The sequence below is a fragment of the Mucilaginibacter straminoryzae genome (assembly GCF_022953055.1).
GTDB lineage: Bacteria > Bacteroidota > Bacteroidia > Sphingobacteriales > Sphingobacteriaceae > Mucilaginibacter > Mucilaginibacter straminoryzae.
The window spans coordinates 478,811-497,774 of sequence record NZ_JALJEJ010000004.1 but is presented as its reverse complement, the minus strand read 5'-3'; the positions used below and the strand labels follow the sequence as shown (position 1 = coordinate 497,774).

The 18,964-nt window shown below is 46.3% G+C and carries 15 protein-coding genes; 7 read left to right on the top strand and 8 right to left on the bottom strand.

Annotated elements, in window-relative coordinates; translation table 11 throughout:
- Positions 1-58 precede the first annotated feature (58 nt).
- Complete coding sequence (locus MUY27_RS11735) at positions 59-1,708, top strand: NAD+ synthase (protein ID WP_245130215.1); 1,650 nt, start codon at positions 59-61, stop codon at positions 1,706-1,708.
- Positions 1,709-1,784: 76 nt separating this feature from the next.
- Entirely contained in the window at positions 1,785-2,414 is a 630-nt protein-coding gene (locus tag MUY27_RS11730; RefSeq protein ID WP_245130214.1) for a DUF4136 domain-containing protein, read from the top strand.
- A gap of 60 nt (positions 2,415-2,474) precedes the next feature.
- Here the strand turns inward: MUY27_RS11730 and MUY27_RS11725 are convergent, their stop codons facing one another.
- Positions 2,475-2,930 (bottom strand): hypothetical protein, encoded by a 456-nt coding sequence (locus MUY27_RS11725; protein ID WP_245130213.1) that lies wholly within the window; start codon positions 2,928-2,930, stop codon positions 2,475-2,477.
- A gap of 146 nt (positions 2,931-3,076) precedes the next feature.
- On the opposite strand from MUY27_RS11725, the gene MUY27_RS11720 reads away from it, so the two are divergent.
- The gene (locus MUY27_RS11720) at positions 3,077-6,763 is read left to right on the top strand and encodes a S8 family serine peptidase (protein ID WP_245130212.1); all 3,687 of its coding nucleotides are present in this window, start codon (positions 3,077-3,079) and stop codon (positions 6,761-6,763) included.
- 2 nt (positions 6,764-6,765) lie between these two features.
- Here MUY27_RS11720 and MUY27_RS11715 read toward each other — a convergent pair whose 3' ends face one another.
- The 3 genes from MUY27_RS11715 to MUY27_RS11705 form a co-directional block, all read right to left on the bottom strand.
- On the bottom strand, positions 6,766-7,248 hold the full coding sequence (locus MUY27_RS11715) for a hypothetical protein (protein WP_245130211.1): 483 nt from the start codon (positions 7,246-7,248) through the stop codon (positions 6,766-6,768).
- A 321-nt stretch (positions 7,249-7,569) separates the two neighbouring features.
- Positions 7,570-8,865 (bottom strand): DASH family cryptochrome, encoded by a 1,296-nt coding sequence (locus tag MUY27_RS11710; RefSeq protein WP_245130210.1) that lies wholly within the window; start codon positions 8,863-8,865, stop codon positions 7,570-7,572.
- A gap of 116 nt (positions 8,866-8,981) precedes the next feature.
- Entirely contained in the window at positions 8,982-10,520 is a 1,539-nt protein-coding gene (locus MUY27_RS11705; RefSeq protein WP_245130209.1) for a cryptochrome/photolyase family protein, read from the bottom strand.
- Positions 10,521-10,649: 129 nt separating this feature from the next.
- On the opposite strand from MUY27_RS11705, the gene ggt reads away from it, so the two are divergent.
- The 4 genes from ggt (at position 10,650) to MUY27_RS11685 (ending at position 14,411) form a co-directional block, all read left to right on the top strand.
- The gene (ggt, locus tag MUY27_RS11700; protein ID WP_245130208.1) at positions 10,650-12,347 is read left to right on the top strand and encodes a gamma-glutamyltransferase; all 1,698 of its coding nucleotides are present in this window, start codon (positions 10,650-10,652) and stop codon (positions 12,345-12,347) included.
- Positions 12,348-12,392: 45 nt separating this feature from the next.
- Positions 12,393-12,845 (top strand): MarR family winged helix-turn-helix transcriptional regulator, encoded by a 453-nt coding sequence (locus MUY27_RS11695; protein ID WP_245130207.1) that lies wholly within the window; start codon positions 12,393-12,395, stop codon positions 12,843-12,845.
- A 111-nt stretch (positions 12,846-12,956) separates the two neighbouring features.
- Positions 12,957-13,469, top strand: coding sequence for an FKBP-type peptidyl-prolyl cis-trans isomerase (locus tag MUY27_RS11690; protein ID WP_245130206.1), 513 nt, complete (start codon positions 12,957-12,959; stop codon positions 13,467-13,469).
- Between the two features lie 3 nt (positions 13,470-13,472).
- Positions 13,473-14,411: an FKBP-type peptidyl-prolyl cis-trans isomerase gene (locus MUY27_RS11685; RefSeq protein ID WP_245130205.1), complete on the top strand. Its 939-nt coding sequence runs from the start codon at positions 13,473-13,475 to the stop codon at positions 14,409-14,411.
- 1 nt (position 14,412) lies between these two features.
- Here the strand turns inward: MUY27_RS11685 and MUY27_RS11680 are convergent, their stop codons facing one another.
- The 4 genes from MUY27_RS11680 to MUY27_RS11665 form a co-directional block, all read right to left on the bottom strand.
- Positions 14,413-15,714, bottom strand: a complete 1,302-nt coding sequence (locus MUY27_RS11680; RefSeq protein ID WP_245130204.1) for a cryptochrome/photolyase family protein — start codon at positions 15,712-15,714, stop codon at positions 14,413-14,415.
- The gene (locus MUY27_RS11675; protein WP_245130203.1) at positions 15,707-16,606 is read right to left on the bottom strand and encodes a TIGR01777 family oxidoreductase; all 900 of its coding nucleotides are present in this window, start codon (positions 16,604-16,606) and stop codon (positions 15,707-15,709) included. The genes MUY27_RS11680 and MUY27_RS11675 overlap by 8 nt, the downstream gene beginning before the upstream one ends.
- A gap of 14 nt (positions 16,607-16,620) precedes the next feature.
- Positions 16,621-17,499, bottom strand: coding sequence for an NAD(P)H-binding protein (locus MUY27_RS11670; protein WP_245130202.1), 879 nt, complete (start codon positions 17,497-17,499; stop codon positions 16,621-16,623).
- A 115-nt stretch (positions 17,500-17,614) separates the two neighbouring features.
- Complete coding sequence (locus MUY27_RS11665) at positions 17,615-18,940, bottom strand: ABC1 kinase family protein (RefSeq protein ID WP_245130201.1); 1,326 nt, start codon at positions 18,938-18,940, stop codon at positions 17,615-17,617.
- Between the last annotated feature and the right edge of the window lie 24 nt (positions 18,941-18,964).

Here is an 18,964-nt window from a genome sequence, read left to right as displayed (position 1 = left end):
CAAAATTAATGCTTTTGAGTTGCATTTATAAGGCAACGTTTTACATCAAACCACTTCTATGAAGATCGCACTGGCGCAGCTTAATTATCATATCGGCAACTTCGATGCTAATACAGAAAAGATCATCAAGGCTATTACCGAAGCAAAAGGTAAGGGAACTGATCTGATCGTATTCAGCGAGTTGTGTATTCCCGGCTATCCTTCCAGGGATTTCCTGGAGTTTAAAGAGTTTATAGACCTTTGCGAGCAATCAGCACAAAAAATAGCAGCAGTTTGCATAGATATTGCTTGTGTAGTTGGTATACCCACCTATAACCACAAACCAGAGGGCAAAGACCTGAACAACTCCGCCTATTTTATTGCAGACGGTAAGGTGCAGTCGGTAGTTAACAAAGCGCTTTTGCCGAACTATGATGTATTTGATGAGTATCGCTATTTCGAACCTGAGACCGAGTTTCATTGTATCGATTATAAAGGGCATCGCATTGCTTTAACCATTTGTGAAGATCTTTGGAATGATATTGAAAATCCGTTATATGTGACACGCCCGATGGATAAGCTGATAGAGCAAAATCCGGATGTGATGATCAACATTGCAGCTTCGCCATTTGCGTATAACCACGATGAAGAACGTATTGCGATATTAAAAGATAATGCAACCCGGTATCAGCTTCCATTATTTTATGTGAACACCATCGGCGCACATACTGAACTGATCTTCGATGGCGGTTCGCTGGTGTTTGACAAGAAGGGAGAACTGATAGACGAGCTACCTTATTTTGAAGAGACGATCGCTTACTATGAGCTGAAGGAAGATGATACCATCGTCGCCCAACAGCCAATCACGCTGAAGGCCGAACGCCAAAGCGATATTGAGCAGATCCACCTGGGGCTGCTTTTGGGTATCCGTGATTACTTCAGCAAATCTGGTTTCAGCAAAGCGATATTAGGTTTATCAGGCGGTATAGATTCGGCAGTGGTATGTGCGTTAGCTGCAGAAGCGTTAGGGCCGCAAAATGTAATGGCGGTGCTGCTGCCTTCGAAATTCTCGACTGATCATTCGCTGAAAGATGCCGAAGACCTCGTAGCTAACCTCGGCTGCCTTTCGCAAACCATTCCAATTAAAGATATCACGGATGCCTTTGAAAAAGCGCTGGAACCGCAGTTCAAAGGATTGCCATTTAACATTGCTGAAGAGAATATCCAGGCGCGTACACGTGCCGTGTTGTTAATGGCTATGAGCAACAAGTTTGGATACATCCTGCTTAATACCTCTAACAAAAGCGAAGCCGCTGTAGGTTATGGTACGCTTTATGGCGACATGTGCGGTGGTATTTCTGTACTGGGCGACGTGTTTAAAACGCAGGTTTTCCAACTGGCAAAATACCTGAACCGCGAGCGCGAGATCATTCCGATCAATACTATCGTGAAGCCGCCTTCTGCCGAGTTAAGGCCGGATCAGAAAGACAGCGATTCGCTGCCGGATTACGATATTCTGGATAAGATCCTGGCAGAGTATATCGAACATCGCTGCTCTTCCAAAGAAATTATCCAGATGGGTTATGATGAGCAACTGGTTCGCCGGGTGCTGCGCCTGGTAAATACTTCTGAACACAAACGTTACCAGACGCCGCCTATTTTAAGGGTATCACCGAAGGCATTTGGCATGGGCAGACGTATGCCGCTGGTTGGTAAATATTTATCTTAAAAAAACTCACTAAATTTTCATTTACATGTTAAACCTTTGTGATGTATTCAGTCTAAAAGTACATACAAATAAACTTATGAAAAGGGTGTTTTATTCGCTGATCGTAGTGGGCGTTATGCTCCTGTCAGCATGTTCAAGCTATAATTATTACAAAGCCGGTGCAAGCACCATCAGTACAACCAAGTACCGCACGTTTGCCTGGGTGAAGGACGAAAAGCAAAGTAACCCCAAGCCTGACTATAGAGGCAAGCAGTACGCGGGTAACATGTACTACAACAACTCTTTAGCCGCAGAGCGTATAAAAGAGGCTACTATTTTAACCCTGCAAAGTAAAGGACTGAAACTGGACAATGAGGAACCAGACCTGCTGGTACATTATTCTTCGGCAGTAGGCCGCGGCACCCGAATGGAATACTACAGCCCTTACTCTTATTACTGGGGTGGTGGTTTCTATCGCCCTTATTGGGGCGGCCGATGGGGTTGGGGCTGGGGTTGGCCTTATGGCGGCTATGCATGGGGACCAACTTATGCGGTGCCTGAAAACTACAAGGAAGGAACCATCATTATTGACCTGATTGACCGTAAGAGCAACAAGATTGTATGGCGTGGTTTCGGCGTGGGCGAGCTTAAAAATCCGGAAAAGGCACTGAATGATCTGCCGAAGGTGATCGACGGCATATTTAAACAGTTGCCTATTACCATGTAATTAGCCTGATTGAAAATTTTGATGGCCTGGGCATTTGTCCGGGCCATTTGTTTTTAAAATCTAATAAACCGCATTTACCCTTATGGTAAAGTTTTGATGCGTAGTACTTCCCGCGTTAATTTTTAAGGGGTTGAGTATTCCCTCGCCATCAGTTTCACCGGCAAAGTACCTATCCTGATAACCTAAAAAAGCGGAATACTGCCCGGTAGGCAGTGCAACTTTAAAATGTCCGCTGCTATCGGTTTTAACAGTTGCCACCAGTTTGGTATGCACCTGCTTAAAAACGGGCATATTTCCCGTTGTTGTTGCTGCCGTAGCCGGTTGATAGATGTATATGGTGGTAGGGTAGGCTTTTCCTTTGCTTGCGGGCTTATTTTTTGCCGGCATTTGGTTGCCGCGCTGTATATAGATAAAACCTTCTACCCCTTGTTGCTGCTGCGACGTTCTTGTTGCGGAGCAAGCCACTATAACTAAACCTGTAGCAGCGAAAAAATATAGCAGGCGAAGTATTTTCATCAACTTAATTTTAATACAATTTATACCTTTAACAATATATTCCTGAATATCGTATAATCTTTCATTTTAACTAACAGACGGCAGTATTGAAGCATATTTATATGAGCACAAAAAGTTGTGTAAAAAGTTTTGCGGGTATTTTAACCTTGATTTTTTTATTTAATACTGCATCTGCTCAAAAGCCTTTGGTTAGTGAAGCAAGAAAAGCTGAACTGCAAAGTCTTTCAAAACAATACGATAAATTATACCAGGCCGATAAATCTCAATTCAGTTCACTCGCTAAACGGCACAACTGGCAGTTAAAGCGTAAACGAAAGGACGGTGGCGTTGTAGCCCTTCACCGGATTAACAGTCTGGGTTTCCCGATGTTTATCCGTACGGATAACAATACCACTGCTGCTGCCACCACGCGCACCAATCTAGTGCAGCCCGGCGGAAGCCTGAACCTTAATCTTTCAGGTTCATCAACTACCTTAAATAATAAGCTGGCTATATGGGATGGCGGCGCTGTTTTGGCTAATCACCAGGAATTTGCAGGCAAAACCGTTACGCTGAAAAACAATGTGGCGGCCGATCCGCATAGTACGCACGTGGCCGGTACCATGATTGCAAAAGGCGTTTATGCCCCGGCTAAAGGCATGGCGCCCGGCGCGAATACCCTGCTTTCTTACGATTTCAATAATGATGTAACGGAGATGACCACTGCCGCATCCGGATTATTGCTTTCGAACCACTCTTACGGCGAAATTGCCGGATGGGACTATGACGATACCAATAGCCGCTGGCAGTGGTATGGCCTGCCGGGTGATACCGTAGATTATAACTTCGGGTTTTATGACCAGCAGGCGCAGGCGTGGGATAAGATCGCTTACACCGCGCCGTATTACCTCATCGTGGAGTCGTCTGGCAATAGCCGGGCTTACAGCGGACCAGAGGTAGGGCAGGACTATTGGGGATACAAAAGCCGCACCGACCAAACCTTTGTAGACAAAGGCGCGCGCCCGGCAAATATTAGCAGCAATAATGGATATGATATTATCAGCGATTACGCCAATGCAAAGAACATTCTAACGGTTGGTGCGGTAAATCCGCTGCCATTCGGCCCGTCCCGGCGAAGCGATATTTCTATTGCTTTTTTTAGCAGTTGGGGGCCGACGGATGACGGGCGTATCAAACCGGATATTTGCGGCATGGGTGTGAATGTACTCTCAACAGGCAGCACCAGTACCACCAGTTACATCACCCTTTCGGGAACTTCAATGGCTGCGCCGAATGTTACCGGTTCTTTGTACCTGCTACAAGAGTATTACAGCAAACTGAATAGCGGCGCCTTCATGAAGTCGGCCACGTTAAAAGGGCTGGCTTGTGCAACAGCGTTTGACGCAGGTAACATTGGGCCGGATTATATTTACGGATGGGGATTACTTGATATGCAGAAAGCCACCCAGGCGATAACTGATAACGGAACTAAAAGTCTGATTAAGGAAAATACGCTGGCGCAGGGCCAGACACAAACATTTAAAGTGGTTGCTTCGGGTAATGGGCCGTTAATTTCAACCATCTGCTGGACAGACCCGCAGGGTACACCCTCTGCAGATGGTGTTATTAACGATCGTAACCCTAAGCTGGTGAACGACCTGGACATCCGCGTGAGCGATGGTACAAACACGCTGATGCCATGGGTACTTAACCCGGATAAACCCGGTTTAGCCGCGACCAATGGCGACAATATTCGTGATAATATCGAGCAGGTATACATTGAAGGGGCAGTTCCGGGTAAAACTTACACCATTACCGTTACCCATAAGAAAACGCTGTCTGCCAGTCAGGATTATTCATTGATTGTTACGGGGGCGGGGGGAAATGCCTATTGCGCATCGGCACCGTTGTCTTCGGCTGATTCGCGCATTAATAATTTTACCCTTTCTAATATCAATAACACCCCCGGGCCTGGCTGCACTACCTATTCAGATTATACATCGCAGACCATCCAGTTAGAGCCAGGGAAAAGCTACCCGCTAAGCCTGACACTGGGCACATGCGGCAATAACTTTGACAAAATAGCTAAGGTATTTGCAGATTGGAATGGCGACGGCGATTTTGATGACGCCGGGGAGTTGATAGCCACCAGTGGAGCGATTGCGGCTACAGGTAGTTACAATGCCAACATTACCGTACCGGCAGGGGTTACTATCGGTAATTATACGTTACTAAGAGTCGTACTTAGCGAGACGAATGATGCTACTACAATTTTACCCTGCGGAACTTATGCTAAAGGCGAAACGCAGGATTACCGGGTGTTGTTTGTGCAACCTGCCATAGACGCTGGCATTACAGCGGTGAACGGTAGTACTGCTGCGGGCGCCTGCGCCGGGAAAACCAGCCTGACAGTTTCCATCCGTAACTATGGTACTTCGGCGCTGACCAGTGTGCCTTTGACCTTAACAGTGACAGATGCCGCCAACAATGTGACTACCTTTAATGAAACCTTTACAGGTAATATTGCCGCAGGTGCGCAGGCTGATTATACGCTTACAAATACCGTTATCACTGCTCCGGGTGGTAGTTATACCATTACGGCAATAGCAAATGTTGCCGGGGATTTAGTTACCACGAATAACCAGGCCAGTTCTACGCTCGTTGTAGGTGCATTGCCTGCCGCCACTAACCTGACGGCCTATTATTGCAGCGATACCCAAAGTTACCAGTTATCCGGCAATGGCAACGGCGGCCAGTTGTTGTGGTACCAGAACCAGGGTGATAAATTGCCGGTAGCTGTTGGTTCGCCTGCATCTACAACCACTGCGCCGGTTAATAATACCTATTATGCGGGTATAAATGATTTTTCGGGGAAGGTAGGGCCAAGTGCAAAGACGGCTTTTACCGGCGGGGGCTATAACCAGTTTACGCCTTCTGTGAAGGTTTATACCGCTATCCCCGTGGTATTGCAAAGCGCTAAATTATATATTGGTAATGCGGGTAAGATCACTTTCAGCGCGTCGGATTCTACCGGGCAGATTGTTTCGGCTGTTACCATCAATGCCACACTAACACGATCTACCGCTGTAGCGGGCGCTGCGGCGGATGATGCAGCCGACCAGGGAAAAGTGTTCGACCTGAACCTGGTATTGCCGCATGCGGGTAATTACACCATTGATATTAGCTTTGATGATAATGCAACCATTTACCGCAGTAATGCTGGGGTAACGGGCTATCCATTCAGCATCGGGAATATTTTTAAAATTACCGATAATACGGCCTCGCCCAATTCAACCAGTTACTATTATTACTTTTATGATCTGCAGGTAGTAAGCTATGGCTGCGCTTCAGCTACAAGGCAGGCGGTTACTATCAGTAAGCCTACCATCACCAGAAATGGTAATGTATTAACCTCGAGCGCTACCAGCGGCAACCAGTGGTATTATAACGGCGCGCCTATTACCGGCGAAACCGGGCAGACGCTTTCGCCAAAACAAAGCGGTAACTACCAGGTTGGGGTGGCGCAGAGTACTTCCTGTTTGGTGCTTTCTGATAATTTTTCATTTGCACTTACGGCCCTTCACCCGGATAACAGCACCGATATCGGGTTGACGATCTTCCCCGTGCCTGCCAAGAATGATCTAACCGTGATATTTACAGCTAAAGAGCAGGCTACAGTTACCATGGCATTTATTAACCCTGCCGGGCAGACCTTATATAAAGAAACCGGCACTGCAAGTGCCGGTCCATATAGTAAGGTGGTTAATACCAGTGCACTTCCTCCGGGCAGCTATGTGCTGAAATTAACCCTTGGAGATAAAGTGTATGCCAAACGGATGATTATCGTCCGGTAAGGTTAAAAGGTGTAGCGTAAATTCAATGCAGGGGCAATGCTGAAAACAGAGCCTGTTGCCACTTCAATCCGCGGATCCAGGTCGACACCGATCACAATCGGGCTTTGGGGAATAAGATATTCTGCACCGATGACACCGTCTAAACCTAATTTAAGGCGACGGTCGTAATAAATTTTATTGTCGTAGGTACCGGCCTCTATTCCGCCGATGTGGGCGCCTGCACCATAGTAGAACTTCAGTTTATCCACATCAAAAAGTGGTACGTGAAAAGTATACAACCCTGTTACTACAGCGCCACCTTTGCGAAAGCCGACAATACCTTCAATAGCCTGGTCCGGCATCAGAAAATATTTGATAGAAGGGCCGATCTCAAACGGACCGAATTTAAGGCCTGCTGCCAGTTTGTAATCCTGCGCTTTTGCCTTTGAAGCATTAATAAATGTGAAAGCTGCGATAGTAAAAAGGACGTAGATTGCTTTTTTCATAAAGGGATAAATTTTAACAGTTAACGCACGTTGCCGTTGTTTATGTTTCCGCAAATGCAAATAAAATACCATTAACGGTTGTTAAGACAACGGTTTTAGGCAAAGGTTTAGCCTTTTTGCGGCAATAAAAAATTAATGAAAGATCTTTTTGAAGAAAGATTTCAGATAGTCGATGCCTTCGAACAGTACAGCCAGAAGGCCGATAATGACGGTGAATTCCTCGAAAGCGTTCATTTTGTTGAGGTTTATAGACGGTACGTCCGCCTGATTATAAAGTTAGACAACTTTAATTTAAAAAGGTTACTTCTGCCCCCGAAGTTTTTATGCCGAATGCTGAATATCTGAAAGCCAGTTTTCGATATAGGCCGAATGGATGGCCTGATCGTAGTTCAGTTTAGACAGGTCGAAGTAGCGGTTCTCTTTAGGGTCGCTGCCTACACCGGCCACAAAGGCCCAGTTGCCCCAGTTGCTGGATGGTGAATAATCCAGCAGTTTTTCTTCAAAGTAAGCGGCGCCACGCGTCCAGTCTACCTTTAATTCTCTAATCAGGTAAGCAGCCAGCGATTGCCTGCTGTAGTTACTGATAAAGCCGGTTGTATTCAACTCGGTCATGCTGGCATCAATAAAAGGGACGCCGGTATGTGCATTCTTCCAATTTTCAAAAGCAACGTCTTGATCAGCGGCAACTTCCGGGGCCTCTTTTTTAAAGCCTTCTGGTTTATAGAATTTTCCGCCGTGTTTCTTAAACATAAAGCGGAAATAATCGCGCCAAAGCAACTCTAATACCAGCGGATGGTTGTTTTGGTTGGTGTTCGAAACGTGGTTGAAAACCTCCCAGTACACTTGCCTGGGTGAAAGGCAGCCTACTGCCAGCCAGGGCGATATCTTAGAGGCATAACCTGTGGTGCTGCGGCCGTTTTTACCTGTAATATCTTTCTGTTCGAAATAGTGATGTAATTGTGCTAACCCTGCTGTTTCGCCGCCGATAAAGGTATAGGAAGCGCGCTCGTCCGTTAGTGGTTCAGGCAAGCCCAGTTCTTCCAGCGAAGGGATTTCACCTGCAATGATATTTTCCGGTAGAGAGATTTGTTCAGGTGTCGGGAAGCAGGGACGAACTTCGCTGTCGCGTTCTACCTTCTTTTTAAAAACTGCAAAGCTGTCCGGGATATCTCTGATGGGGAACGGTAAGTCTTCTTTATTGTAAAGCGTGTGGCCGATGAAGTGCTTCAGGTTAAGTTTGATCTTCCATAAAGCCGTTTCCACCTGTTCGGAAATATTAGTTTCTTCTGAAGCTACTTCGCGATGATGGTAAACCTCGTTAACATTATGTTCGGTTGCCAGTTGAGGGATCAGCTCGGCAGGGTCGCCGGTTCTAACCAGTAGCTCGCCGCCGATAGCGCGAAGATCTGCACGGAGATTGGCAACAGATTCGATCAAGAATTTAGCCCTTGTATTGCCAGTTTTCTGTGTGCCGTTTGGGGTTAATTTGAAGTAATACGGATCGAAGATATAGACGGGCAATACCTTGTCGGCCTTGCGTGTAGCTTCCAATAATATTTCATTATCGTGTACACGTAAGTCATTTCTAAACCAAACAAGTATAGTTCTACCGCTCATTCTAAAACCCGGCCAGTTTCCCGATTGGTAAAATTTGCAAATTTTTATGGATTTTTCATATACCTGCAACAGATTTTACACCCGGTTAACAGATAACGACTATATCATCCGTCGCGTTAAAGCTCTTCCAGCCTGCCCAGGTAATCTTCGGCCTGTTCCAAAATCCGCTGTAATTCTTCTGGGTTCATGTTGTTTAAATTTTTGTAAACCATGCCCATGCGTGGGTTCTTGCCAAACTTATCGCGGTGTGCATCCAGAAAATTCCAGTACAAACTATTGAACGGACAGGCGCCTTCGCCGTATTTTTTCTTGTAGTCGTAGTGGCAGTGCTTGCAGTAATCGCTCATGCGGTTAATGTATGCAGCAGACGAAGCATACGGCTTCGAGCCAACGATCCCCCCGTCGGCAAATTGGCTCATGCCGCGGGTATTGGTAATTTCCACCCACTGAATGGCATCAATGTAAACACCCAGGTACCAGGCATCCACTTCGTCGGGGTGGGCACCCATTAGCATAGAAAAGTTGCCGATTACCATCAGTCGTTGGATGTGGTGCGCCCAGGCCAGGTCGAGCGATTGGTTAATGCACTTATTGAGGCAGTTCATTTTGGTTTCGCCTGTCCAGTACCACCCGGGGAGCTTGGTTTTATGGTTGAAATAATTCAGCTCTGCGTAGCCGGGCATCTGTGCCCAGTACACGCCGCGCATAAATTCGCGCCAGCCGATCACCTGCCTTACGTAGCCTTCAACCTGGGCAATACTGATGTGCTCGCGGTCTTGATCCCAGGCGGCCAGTACGGCGCTTACCACTTCGCGCGGCGAGATCATTTTGGTGTTCAGCGCAAAGGAAAGGCGCGAATGAAAAAGGCTGGCATGGTTTTGCAGCATGGCATCTTCATAGGTGCCAAAATGCGGTAGCAGGTTTTTACAGAAATACCGGAGCGATTCCAGCGCCTCTTTGCGCGATAGCGGCCATTCGAAATGTTTTTCACCTACCCTGCCAAAGTAACTAACGCCCATCTGATCAATCATTTGTTTCAGTTCGCTTAGGTTATGTTTGTGAACCAAAGGTCGCGGCAGCGGAACTTTACCATCGTATTTCTTGCGGTTCTCCGCATCGAAATTCCAGCGGTCGCCTATCGGGTCCTTATCATTCATCATGATGCCGTACTTTACCCGCATGTTGCGGTAGAAGCTTTCCATCAGGTAACTTTTACGGTCGCCGAAAAAGTTTTTCAGATCATCGCGCGAAGTATAAAAGTGCTCGGTATCTGCAGCGGCGGCTTCAATTTTTAAATCCAGGCAAAGGTTGCGCAACTGTTCATCCAGGCGGTATTCGTCTGGTAACTGGTATTCGAAACGTTCGAAGTGATATTCTTTAATCAGCCGTTTGATGTTCTTTTCGAAATCGTGCGTATTATGGTCGTCGTCCAGTTTAATGTAGATCACCTGGTGCCCGGCCTTTTCCAGTTGATGGGCAAAGTTGCGCATGGCAGCAAAAAAGGCCATTATCTTCTGAACGTGTTGATGCACGTATTCCTGCTCTTGCTTTACTTCAAGCAGGGTATAATAAACGTCTTTGTCTGCCCTGGCAAACCACCTATGCTGCAGGTTTAGCTGATCGCCAAGAATTAAGCGTAAAGTTTTAGCCATCATTTTTGAACAGGTACCTGCAAATATAGTTTACGGGCGATCAGAGCGGCGGGTTGTAGGTATAGGAGATTTGTATTTTATAATGATGTTTTGATATTGTTAATTTAAAAAGAAGTTGAATATTTGAATACTATGCATAAAATCAGCCGCTTATTCATTGCCAGTAGCCTTTTCATATCATTTTTACAATCGGGAACGCTGTGTGCCCAGCAAACCGAACCCAAAACGTTTAAAAACGGAATGGTAGTTTGTGCCTATCCGGATGCTGCACAGGTTGGGCTGGATATTCTGAAAAAGGGCGGTAACGCTGTAGACGCGGCTGTAGCAGTACAATTTGCTTTAGCAGTAACATTGCCCGAAGCGGGTAACATCGGTGGGGGAGGCTTTATGGTTTATCGCCCTGCGAAAGGTTTGCCCGCAACGCTTGATTACCGTGAAAAGGCACCGGCAACTGCTAACCGAGATATGTTTTTAGATGCGCAAGGCAATGTAGTGCCGGATATGAGCCTTATCACGCATTTTGCTTCGGGGGTACCGGGCTCGGTAGATGGCATGGTGCTGGCGCATCAGAAATATGGCAAGTTAAAATGGGCAGAATTGGTACAACCGGCTGTCGACCTGGCGCGGAACGGATTTAAGATTACCGCCCGGCTGGCGCGTGACCTGAACAGCGAGGCCGGAGATTTTAAAAGACTGAATCCCGGCAAGAACTATTTCCTGAAAGATACGCCATGGCAAGCCGGTGACCTGCTGGTACAGGAAGATCTGGCCCAAACGCTGGAGCGCATCCGTGATAAAGGAAGGGCCGGTTTCTACGAAGGCAAAACTGTACAATTACTGGTAGAGGAGATGAAGACTGGTAAGGGGCTGATCTCTGAAACTGATTTGAAGAATTATCGTGCCGCGTGGCGTAACCCTATTATTGGAAAGTACAAAAGCTACAGCGTAATTACCATGCCGCCACCATCCAGCGGGGGCATTGCCTTATTGCAATTGCTTCATGCCGTAGAAAAATATCCGCTGAGCCGTTGGGGGTATAACCAGGATTCGACGGTGCAGTTAATAACCGAGGCAGAACGCCGTGTTTATGCCGACCGCTCTAAGTACTTGGGCGACCCCGACTTTTTTAAGGTACCGGTAGATAGCCTGCTGCGCCCCGCTTACATAGATAGTCGCATGGCTGATTTTGACTGGAACAGGGCCACGCCAAGCAGCCAGATCAGCCCCGGTAAGATCGCAGGTTATGAAAGCGACCAGACTACGCATTTTTCAATTGTAGATAAAGAGGGCAACGCCGTTGCCATCACCACCACGCTTAACGGCAGCTTCGGGTCGAAAATAGTGGTTAAGGGGGCAGGTTTTTTACTGAATAACGAAATGGACGATTTTAGCGCAAAGCCGGGTGTACCGAATATGTTCGGTGTTACCGGGGGCACGGCAAACAGTATCCAGCCGGGTAAACGCATGCTATCTTCCATGACGCCGACCATACTTGAAAAAGATGGCAAGCTGTTTATGGTGGTGGGTACTCCTGGCGGTTCCACCATTATCACCTCTGTTTTTCAAACCATCATCAATGTGCTGGAATTCGGTGACGATATGCAAAGTGCCGTGAGTGCAAAAAGGTTCCACCACCAGTGGCTGCCAGACCAGATCGATATCGAAGAAGGCGCTTTCAGCGAGCCTGTTATCAATACCTTGAAAGCTAAAGGGTATACCATCCATTCACGGGGGCGGAGCGGCAGGGTAGATGCTATCCTGGTACTGAAAAACGGCAAGCTGCAAGGTGGAGCAGACCCGCGCGGGGACGATACTGCAATGGGTTGGTAAATTAAAACTTGCTTGGTACTGATTATCGTAGTATTTTTGGTATGCATGCATAGTAAAATAAAGAACCACCACGAAACCATCGATTATCTTTTTAAGATTGTTTGGCAATCCATGGCCAACCGTTATAACCAAATCGTAGCCGAATTTGGCATTACACAGTCTAACGGTTACGTGCTGATTAATATTGATGAACAGGAAGGTACCACGGTTTCGCAGGTAGCCGCCCTGATTGGTGCACGGTCTACCAGCCTTTCGCGCATGCTCAGCCAGTTAGAAAAACAGGGACTGATCTATCGCGAGTTGAATAAAGGCGACAAGCGATCTGTAAAAATATACCTCACAGAAGAAGGTAAAGAGAAGCGCCGCATGGCACGCCAGGTGGTAAAGCAGTTTAATAATTACCTGAATGCCCATTTAAGTGATAAAGAAAAAGACTTTCTGGCCGATACCTTAAAAAAGGTGAACAAGCTTACCCTGAATTACAAACCTGAAGTATAAATCCATCCTGATAATTTACGCCGCCTGTTTGCGTTATCGTAAGTGTTAAAATATGTTAACCTGCTGTTTTTGAATTTTAAAACGATAAATTTGCGGTTCGTAAAAAGCGTTATGTATAAGTGGCTTATTGTTATTGCAGTTTTTTTTGCCCTTGCCGGTTGCAAAAAGACAGATGACATTGCTACTACTATACAGAAACAGGCCGCCATTGACGATAAGATCATTGCAGATTATATCACGGCCAATAAACTTAATGCTGTTCACGTAGGCGCACCAAAAACAGATACTATTGGCGTATGGTATATTATTGAAGATGCGGGTACTAACCCGGCGCTTTATACCACCTCTACTTCTGTAACCGTAGGTTTCAAGGGAAGGTATCTGAAGAACGGCCAGCTTACCGAATTTACGAACACAGGTAATGCGCATCCCGCCTTTATCATCGGCAGCGTAATAAAAGGCTGGCAGTTGGGCTTGCTAAACGCTAAAATAAATACGGGCGGAACATTACGTATAATTATGGCTTCACGGTATGGGTACGGCCCTTACCCTCAAACACAGTACGGGTTGCCCGCTAATTCCATACTCGACTTTGAGTTGCAAATATTTGATGTAACAAATTAATAAATGAAAAAAACACTTACTTCGTTTCTGATTTTAGGTACTGCCGGGCTGATGTCTGCCGGGTTGATCTCTTGTAGAAAGGATAAAACAACGCAGACGATTACACAATACGATCAGGAACAGATACAGAATTATATCAAATCGCAAGGTTTAACGGGCTTTCAGCGCGACCTTTCCGGAGGTGATACCACCGGTATTTATTATAAAATTACCCGCCAGGGAACAGGCGCTGTAATAGATTATCCTTCAGATGTAGCCTATGTTTATACCATAAGAACTTTGGATGGCAGTTATACCGCTACAGATACTATTGCAAACCATGCTTACAGTTATGTAGGGCATATCGGGCCCAAAGGCTTGATGCTGTCTTTCATAAATATTTTGAAAAATGTCGGCACCCAGGCCCGGCTGTTGATCCCATCACGACTGGCCTATGGAACCAACGGATCAACGGCAACCAGTCCGCATATACCCGGTAACGCCAGTATGGATTTTTACATCAATACCATTGATATCACCAAAAACAGTGTGCTGGATACTTATGACGACCAAGTGATCCAGTCATATATGAAAACCAATGGTCTTACCGGCTACACCACTGTAACTGTTGATGGTGCTAAATTATATTACAAGGTTGCCCAGGTAGGTACAGGAACAGATCACGTAACCGACCATTCTGAAGTAGGTATCCAATATACCAGCACCATGCTGAACGGCACCCAGTTCAGTCAGGTGAATTATTCAGATACAACGGCGTATGCGCAAGATATACAGGCTGCACCACGTGGATGGCAGGAAGGTTTCAAATACGTAACCAAAGGCGCCAAGCTGTCTTTGATTATGCCTTCAAGATTAGCTTATGGTTTAAGCTCGCCTTTCACTACTTTACCTCAGTTCAGCTGCGTGCGTACCGAGTTTAACATCATGTACATTAAAAACTAAATTACCCTACGGCCTGCTTAAATACTTTTAAGCAGCGGTCTCGGGCTTCTTTATGTTCTACAATGGGTTTTGGATATTGGCTGCTGCCATACTCCGGAACCCATTTTTTTACGTACTCCAGCTTAGGGTCAAACTTTTCCATCTGGGTTTCGGGGTTGAAGATACGGAAGTAAGGCATGGTATCCGTACCAGAGCCTGCTACCCATTGCCACCCGCCTACGTTGCTGGCTGCTTCATAATCTAAAAGGTAACGGGCAAAATAATGCTCGCCCCATCGCCAGTCGATCAGTAAGTGTTTGATCAGGAAACTGGCTACCACCATCCGTACGCGGTTGTGCATAAAACCGGTAGCAATTAATTGCCTCATGCCGGCATCTACTAAGCCGTAACCTGTTTTTCCTTCGCACCAGGCTTTAAATTCTTGTTGATTATTGCGCCATTCAATTTGATCGAAGGCCGGGCGGTAAGCTTTATTAATGGTATGCGGGAAAAAGTCCAGCATCATCATATAAAATTCCCGCCAGATCAGTTCGCTTAACCACGTCTGTTCGTGTTTGGTAGCTTCGCTAACAAGTTCCCTGATGCTGACAGTGCCGAAACGTAGGTGTAAACCTATTCTCGACGTGCCTTTTTTTGCAGGGAAATCACGGTCACGGGCATAATCATCAATAATATCCTTATAAGTTTTGTCCGGGAAATCCTGCTCACTTTTGGTGAACCCCATTTCTTTTAACGTGATATTTCCCAGGTGCTTTGTCTGGTAGAAGTTTTTAAAATACTTACGGGTAGGATATGGTTTTATAAAGAAGGCGTTCAGCTTTTTAAGCCATGAATTTTTATACGGGGTAAAAACGGTGTAGGGTTCTTTGTTCTCTTTTACCACCTCTTCGCGTTCGAAGATCACCTGGTCTTTATACAGGCTGAACGGAATATCGTGCTTGCCGAGCAACTTGCTGATCGCCTCGTCCCGCTCTTTGGCATAAGGTTCGTAATCGCGGTTGGTGTAAGCAGCTTTTACATCATATTCCTCCAGTAGTTCTTCCCAGATTTTTAACGGTTTTCCGTATCTGATCAGTAAGCTGCTACCCAGTTCTTCCAGTTCTTGTTTTAGTTTTTCTATTTGCTGATAAATAAAGGTAACCCGGGCATCGTCGCGGTCTTCCAGTTTATCTAAAATATCCTTATCGAAAATGAATAGGGGAAGTACGGGGGAATCTCCTTTTAAAGCGTGGTATAAACCTGCATTATCCTTCAGGCGCAGGTCCCGTCTGAACCAGAAAATACTAACCGTTTTTTTACTCATATAAATCTTTTAGCGCATCTTCAATATTTACGTATTTGAACCGGAAGCCGGTTTGTTCAATCTTGGCAGCAGAAACACGGGTGCTTCCTAAAACTACCAGGCTCATTTCGCCGAGCAATAATTTTAACACAGCCGCCGGTACATTGGGTAACCATAGCGGGCGATGTAGCTGTTTGGCTATAGCTTTGGTTAGTTGCTTGTTGTTCACAGGGTTCGGGGCCACCATGTTGTAAACGCCCTGCAAATCGGTGTTCTCAATGGCATAGAAATACAAGTCAACCACGTCTTGCTCGTGTATCCAGGGCACCCATTGTTTCCCATTGCCCAACGGTGCGCCAAAGCCCAGTTTTACCGGCCGGGCCATTACAGGCAAAGCGCCGCCTTCTGTACTTAGCACAACCCCGGTGCGAAATTTTGTAATACTAAGCCCAAGTTCATGGCCTTTATCTACGGCCTGTTCCCAAAGGTGGCAGCAGCGCCCCAGGAAGTTGCGGGCCGGGGCCATCTCTTCCGTCAGCATCATGTCGCCGTGGCTGCTATAGTATCCGGTAGCCGAGGCAGAAATAATGCGCTTCACCTGGTGCGGCCTTTTGTGCATTAAATCGTAAATCAGCTCGATAGATTTCACCCGGCTATCGATTATTTCCTTTTTGCGCTTTTTCGTCCAACGCTTTTCGGCAACGCCTGCGCCTGCCAGGTGGACGATCAGATCAACGCCGTCCAGGCAACGTTCATCAATGGTGCCTTTATCCACATCCCATAAAAAAGTGGAAGCATCATTCCGGCTATTGCTCCGGCTCAGATAACTTACCTTATAGTTTTTCGATAACAGCAGGGCAGACAGTTTCCGGCCGATAAGGCCGCTGGCGCCGGTGATCAGAACGTGGGGCATAAATAGTTTATTAATTAGTTAGCCTGGTGAAGTGCTTCCTTAAAAGTAAGTCTTTTAAACGGCACAATATCTACGATGGCATCATCGCGGGAAATTAAATCGTACTTCAGGTTTTCAACCAAAGTTTTTGCATGCGAATAGCTGATTGGCGTCAGGAAGTTAAGCCAGTAGGAAGAGAGCGCGGAGGATACCTGCGGAACGGTCATGATCTTCACTTTTGCCCCCTTGCATTCTGCTCCATAAATGGTCAGCATCTGGCGGAAGGTCAGGATCTCCGGACCGCTGATGTGGAACTCGCTGTTATAGGCAGCGGCATTCAACAGGCATCCTTCCAGGTAATTTACCACATCGCATACGGCAATGGGTTGTTCCTGCGCTTTAGCCCACATGGATGCAATAATTACCGGCATTTTACGCGTCAGGCCATCCATTAGCTCGTTGGCAACGCTACCCGGACCGATCATCATGGTGGTCTTTAATATGGTGATAGCCGCATCTGCCTTGCTCAGAATTTCTTCTACGTGCTGGCGCGAACGTGAGTTTTCGAGATGGTCGTCAATTTCGCTGAGGGAAATAATCTGCCGGCAGTTGGTTTGGTCAATGGCATCCACAAAGTTTTGGGCAGCAAGGGCCTCGAGCCCGGCAAAGCCGGATGTTTGCACCATGGCATTTACCAGGTAATAGGCAGCATCAATATCAGCAGGCAGGGGTTCCATACTCCGGGTACGGAGCAGGTCGCCGTTGACCACAGTCACCTGGTCGGCATAAACACTTTGCTTACGGAATAAGTTCTTATCACGGACAAGGCAGATCACTTCATGACCCTTTGCCAGAAGCACCGGGATCAGCCGTGTACCAACATAACCGTTAGCACCTGTAAGCAGCACTTTCATATAGTTTAGTGCAACAATAAAAAAGCCGCGGGGTTTTTTTTAATCCCTTTAACTTTTAAACATGTTGATTTAACAGGCGAAAATAATGGTCTTTACGGAAGTTTAAAATAGCCTTTTATATCACATCTGCGGCAAAATGCGGCTTGTAAGTATCTGTTTTTACCTCGGCTTTAAGTTCATGCAAAATATTATATAAACCAAAGTTGGTACGGTTTACATAAATGAAATGCTTAACCCCGCGGGCCTGTTTAAATTCAGGCATTTTTGAAATGCGTTCGCCAAAACCATACAGTTCTTCGAAGTAAGAAGTCTGCCCAAAATCGAACGTACTGCTTAGGTAAGGTTTGGCAAATAACGTAATCATCTGGTGATACATGCGATAGAAAAAATCTATCTGCTGTTCATTGTCACCCGGCAAGATCATCTCCAGCTCGCGGAAGGCCTTGATGGTTTCTTCGCGGTCGTTCAGAATATCTGTAGAGGTAAGACCGAAGAAGGGTTCGTAAAAATCTTCCGGCATTTCTTTGATACACCCAAAGTCTATAATCCCCAGCTTGCCTTCCGGGGTAATGAGGAAGTTGCCCGGATGTGGGTCGGCATGCACAGCGCGCAGTTCGTGCTGTTGGAAGTTATAAAAATCCCACAACGCCTGGCCGATCTGGTTACGTAGTTCCTGCGAAGGATTGGTTTCTAAGAATTCGCGCAGGTGTTTGCCTTCAATCCAGCTCATGGTAATAATACGTTTGCTGGAAAGCTCGGGGTAGTATTCAGGGAATACAATGTTATTCAAAACTGAACAAGCGTTGGAAAATTCAACCGAGCGGCGCACCTCCAGTTCGTAATCTGTTTCCTCCAGTAAGCGCTCTTCTACCTCTTTCATGTATACATCCAGTTCCTTTTCGCTCATGCCCAGTAAGCGGAAGGCGAAAGGTTTTACCAGCTTCAGGTCGGACGAGATCGAGTCACCCACACCAGGGTATTGAATTTTAACTGCCAGCCTCTTGCCGTTCAGTTCTGCCTGGTGTACCTGGCCGATAGAGGCCGCATTGTTAGATTTCAGATTGAATTTATCGTAGATCTGCTCTGGCGATTTGCCGAAGTATTTTCTGAAAGTTTGCACAATAAGCGGGCCGGATAGCGGAGGGGCGTTGTACTGCGATTGCGCAAATTTATCCGTGTAAGCTTTTGGCAGCAGATTTTTATCCATGCTAAGCATCTGCGCCACTTTTAACGCACTGCCTTTTAATTCGCTCAATGAATCGTAGATATCGGTTGCGTTATCTTCGTTCAACTCCGTTTTATCTAAATCCGGGTTGAAAAGCTTCTTCGAATAATGCTTAATATAATTACCACCTATTTTGAAGCCCGTTTTTACAAATTTAGCCGAGCGTTCTACTTTAGAGGTAGGTATGCTGTTCTGTTCCTTGCGAATCTCACTCATATGTAATAAAATACTTTTAAAGTT

Bases quoted from the DNA above. Each gene is read 5' to 3' on its own strand.
- MUY27_RS11735 (WP_245130215.1), top strand. From the start codon at position 59: ATGAAGATCGCACTGGCGCAGCTTAATTATCATATCGGCAACTTCGAT.
- MUY27_RS11730 (WP_245130214.1), top strand. From the start codon at position 1,785: ATGAAAAGGGTGTTTTATTCGCTGATCGTAGTGGGCGTTATGCTCCTG.
- MUY27_RS11725 (WP_245130213.1), bottom strand. From the start codon at position 2,930: ATGAAAATACTTCGCCTGCTATATTTTTTCGCTGCTACAGGTTTAGTT.
- MUY27_RS11715 (WP_245130211.1), bottom strand. From the start codon at position 7,248: ATGAAAAAAGCAATCTACGTCCTTTTTACTATCGCAGCTTTCACATTT.
- MUY27_RS11710 (WP_245130210.1), bottom strand. From the start codon at position 8,865: ATGAGCGGTAGAACTATACTTGTTTGGTTTAGAAATGACTTACGTGTA.
- MUY27_RS11705 (WP_245130209.1), bottom strand. From the start codon at position 10,520: ATGATGGCTAAAACTTTACGCTTAATTCTTGGCGATCAGCTAAACCTG.
- ggt (WP_245130208.1), top strand. From the start codon at position 10,650: ATGCATAAAATCAGCCGCTTATTCATTGCCAGTAGCCTTTTCATATCA.
- MUY27_RS11695 (WP_245130207.1), top strand. From the start codon at position 12,393: ATGCATAGTAAAATAAAGAACCACCACGAAACCATCGATTATCTTTTT.
- MUY27_RS11690 (WP_245130206.1), top strand. From the start codon at position 12,957: ATGTATAAGTGGCTTATTGTTATTGCAGTTTTTTTTGCCCTTGCCGGT.
- MUY27_RS11685 (WP_245130205.1), top strand. From the start codon at position 13,473: ATGAAAAAAACACTTACTTCGTTTCTGATTTTAGGTACTGCCGGGCTG.
- MUY27_RS11680 (WP_245130204.1), bottom strand. From the start codon at position 15,714: ATGAGTAAAAAAACGGTTAGTATTTTCTGGTTCAGACGGGACCTGCGC.
- MUY27_RS11675 (WP_245130203.1), bottom strand. From the start codon at position 16,606: ATGCCCCACGTTCTGATCACCGGCGCCAGCGGCCTTATCGGCCGGAAA.
- MUY27_RS11670 (WP_245130202.1), bottom strand. From the start codon at position 17,499: ATGAAAGTGCTGCTTACAGGTGCTAACGGTTATGTTGGTACACGGCTG.
- MUY27_RS11665 (WP_245130201.1), bottom strand. From the start codon at position 18,940: ATGAGTGAGATTCGCAAGGAACAGAACAGCATACCTACCTCTAAAGTA.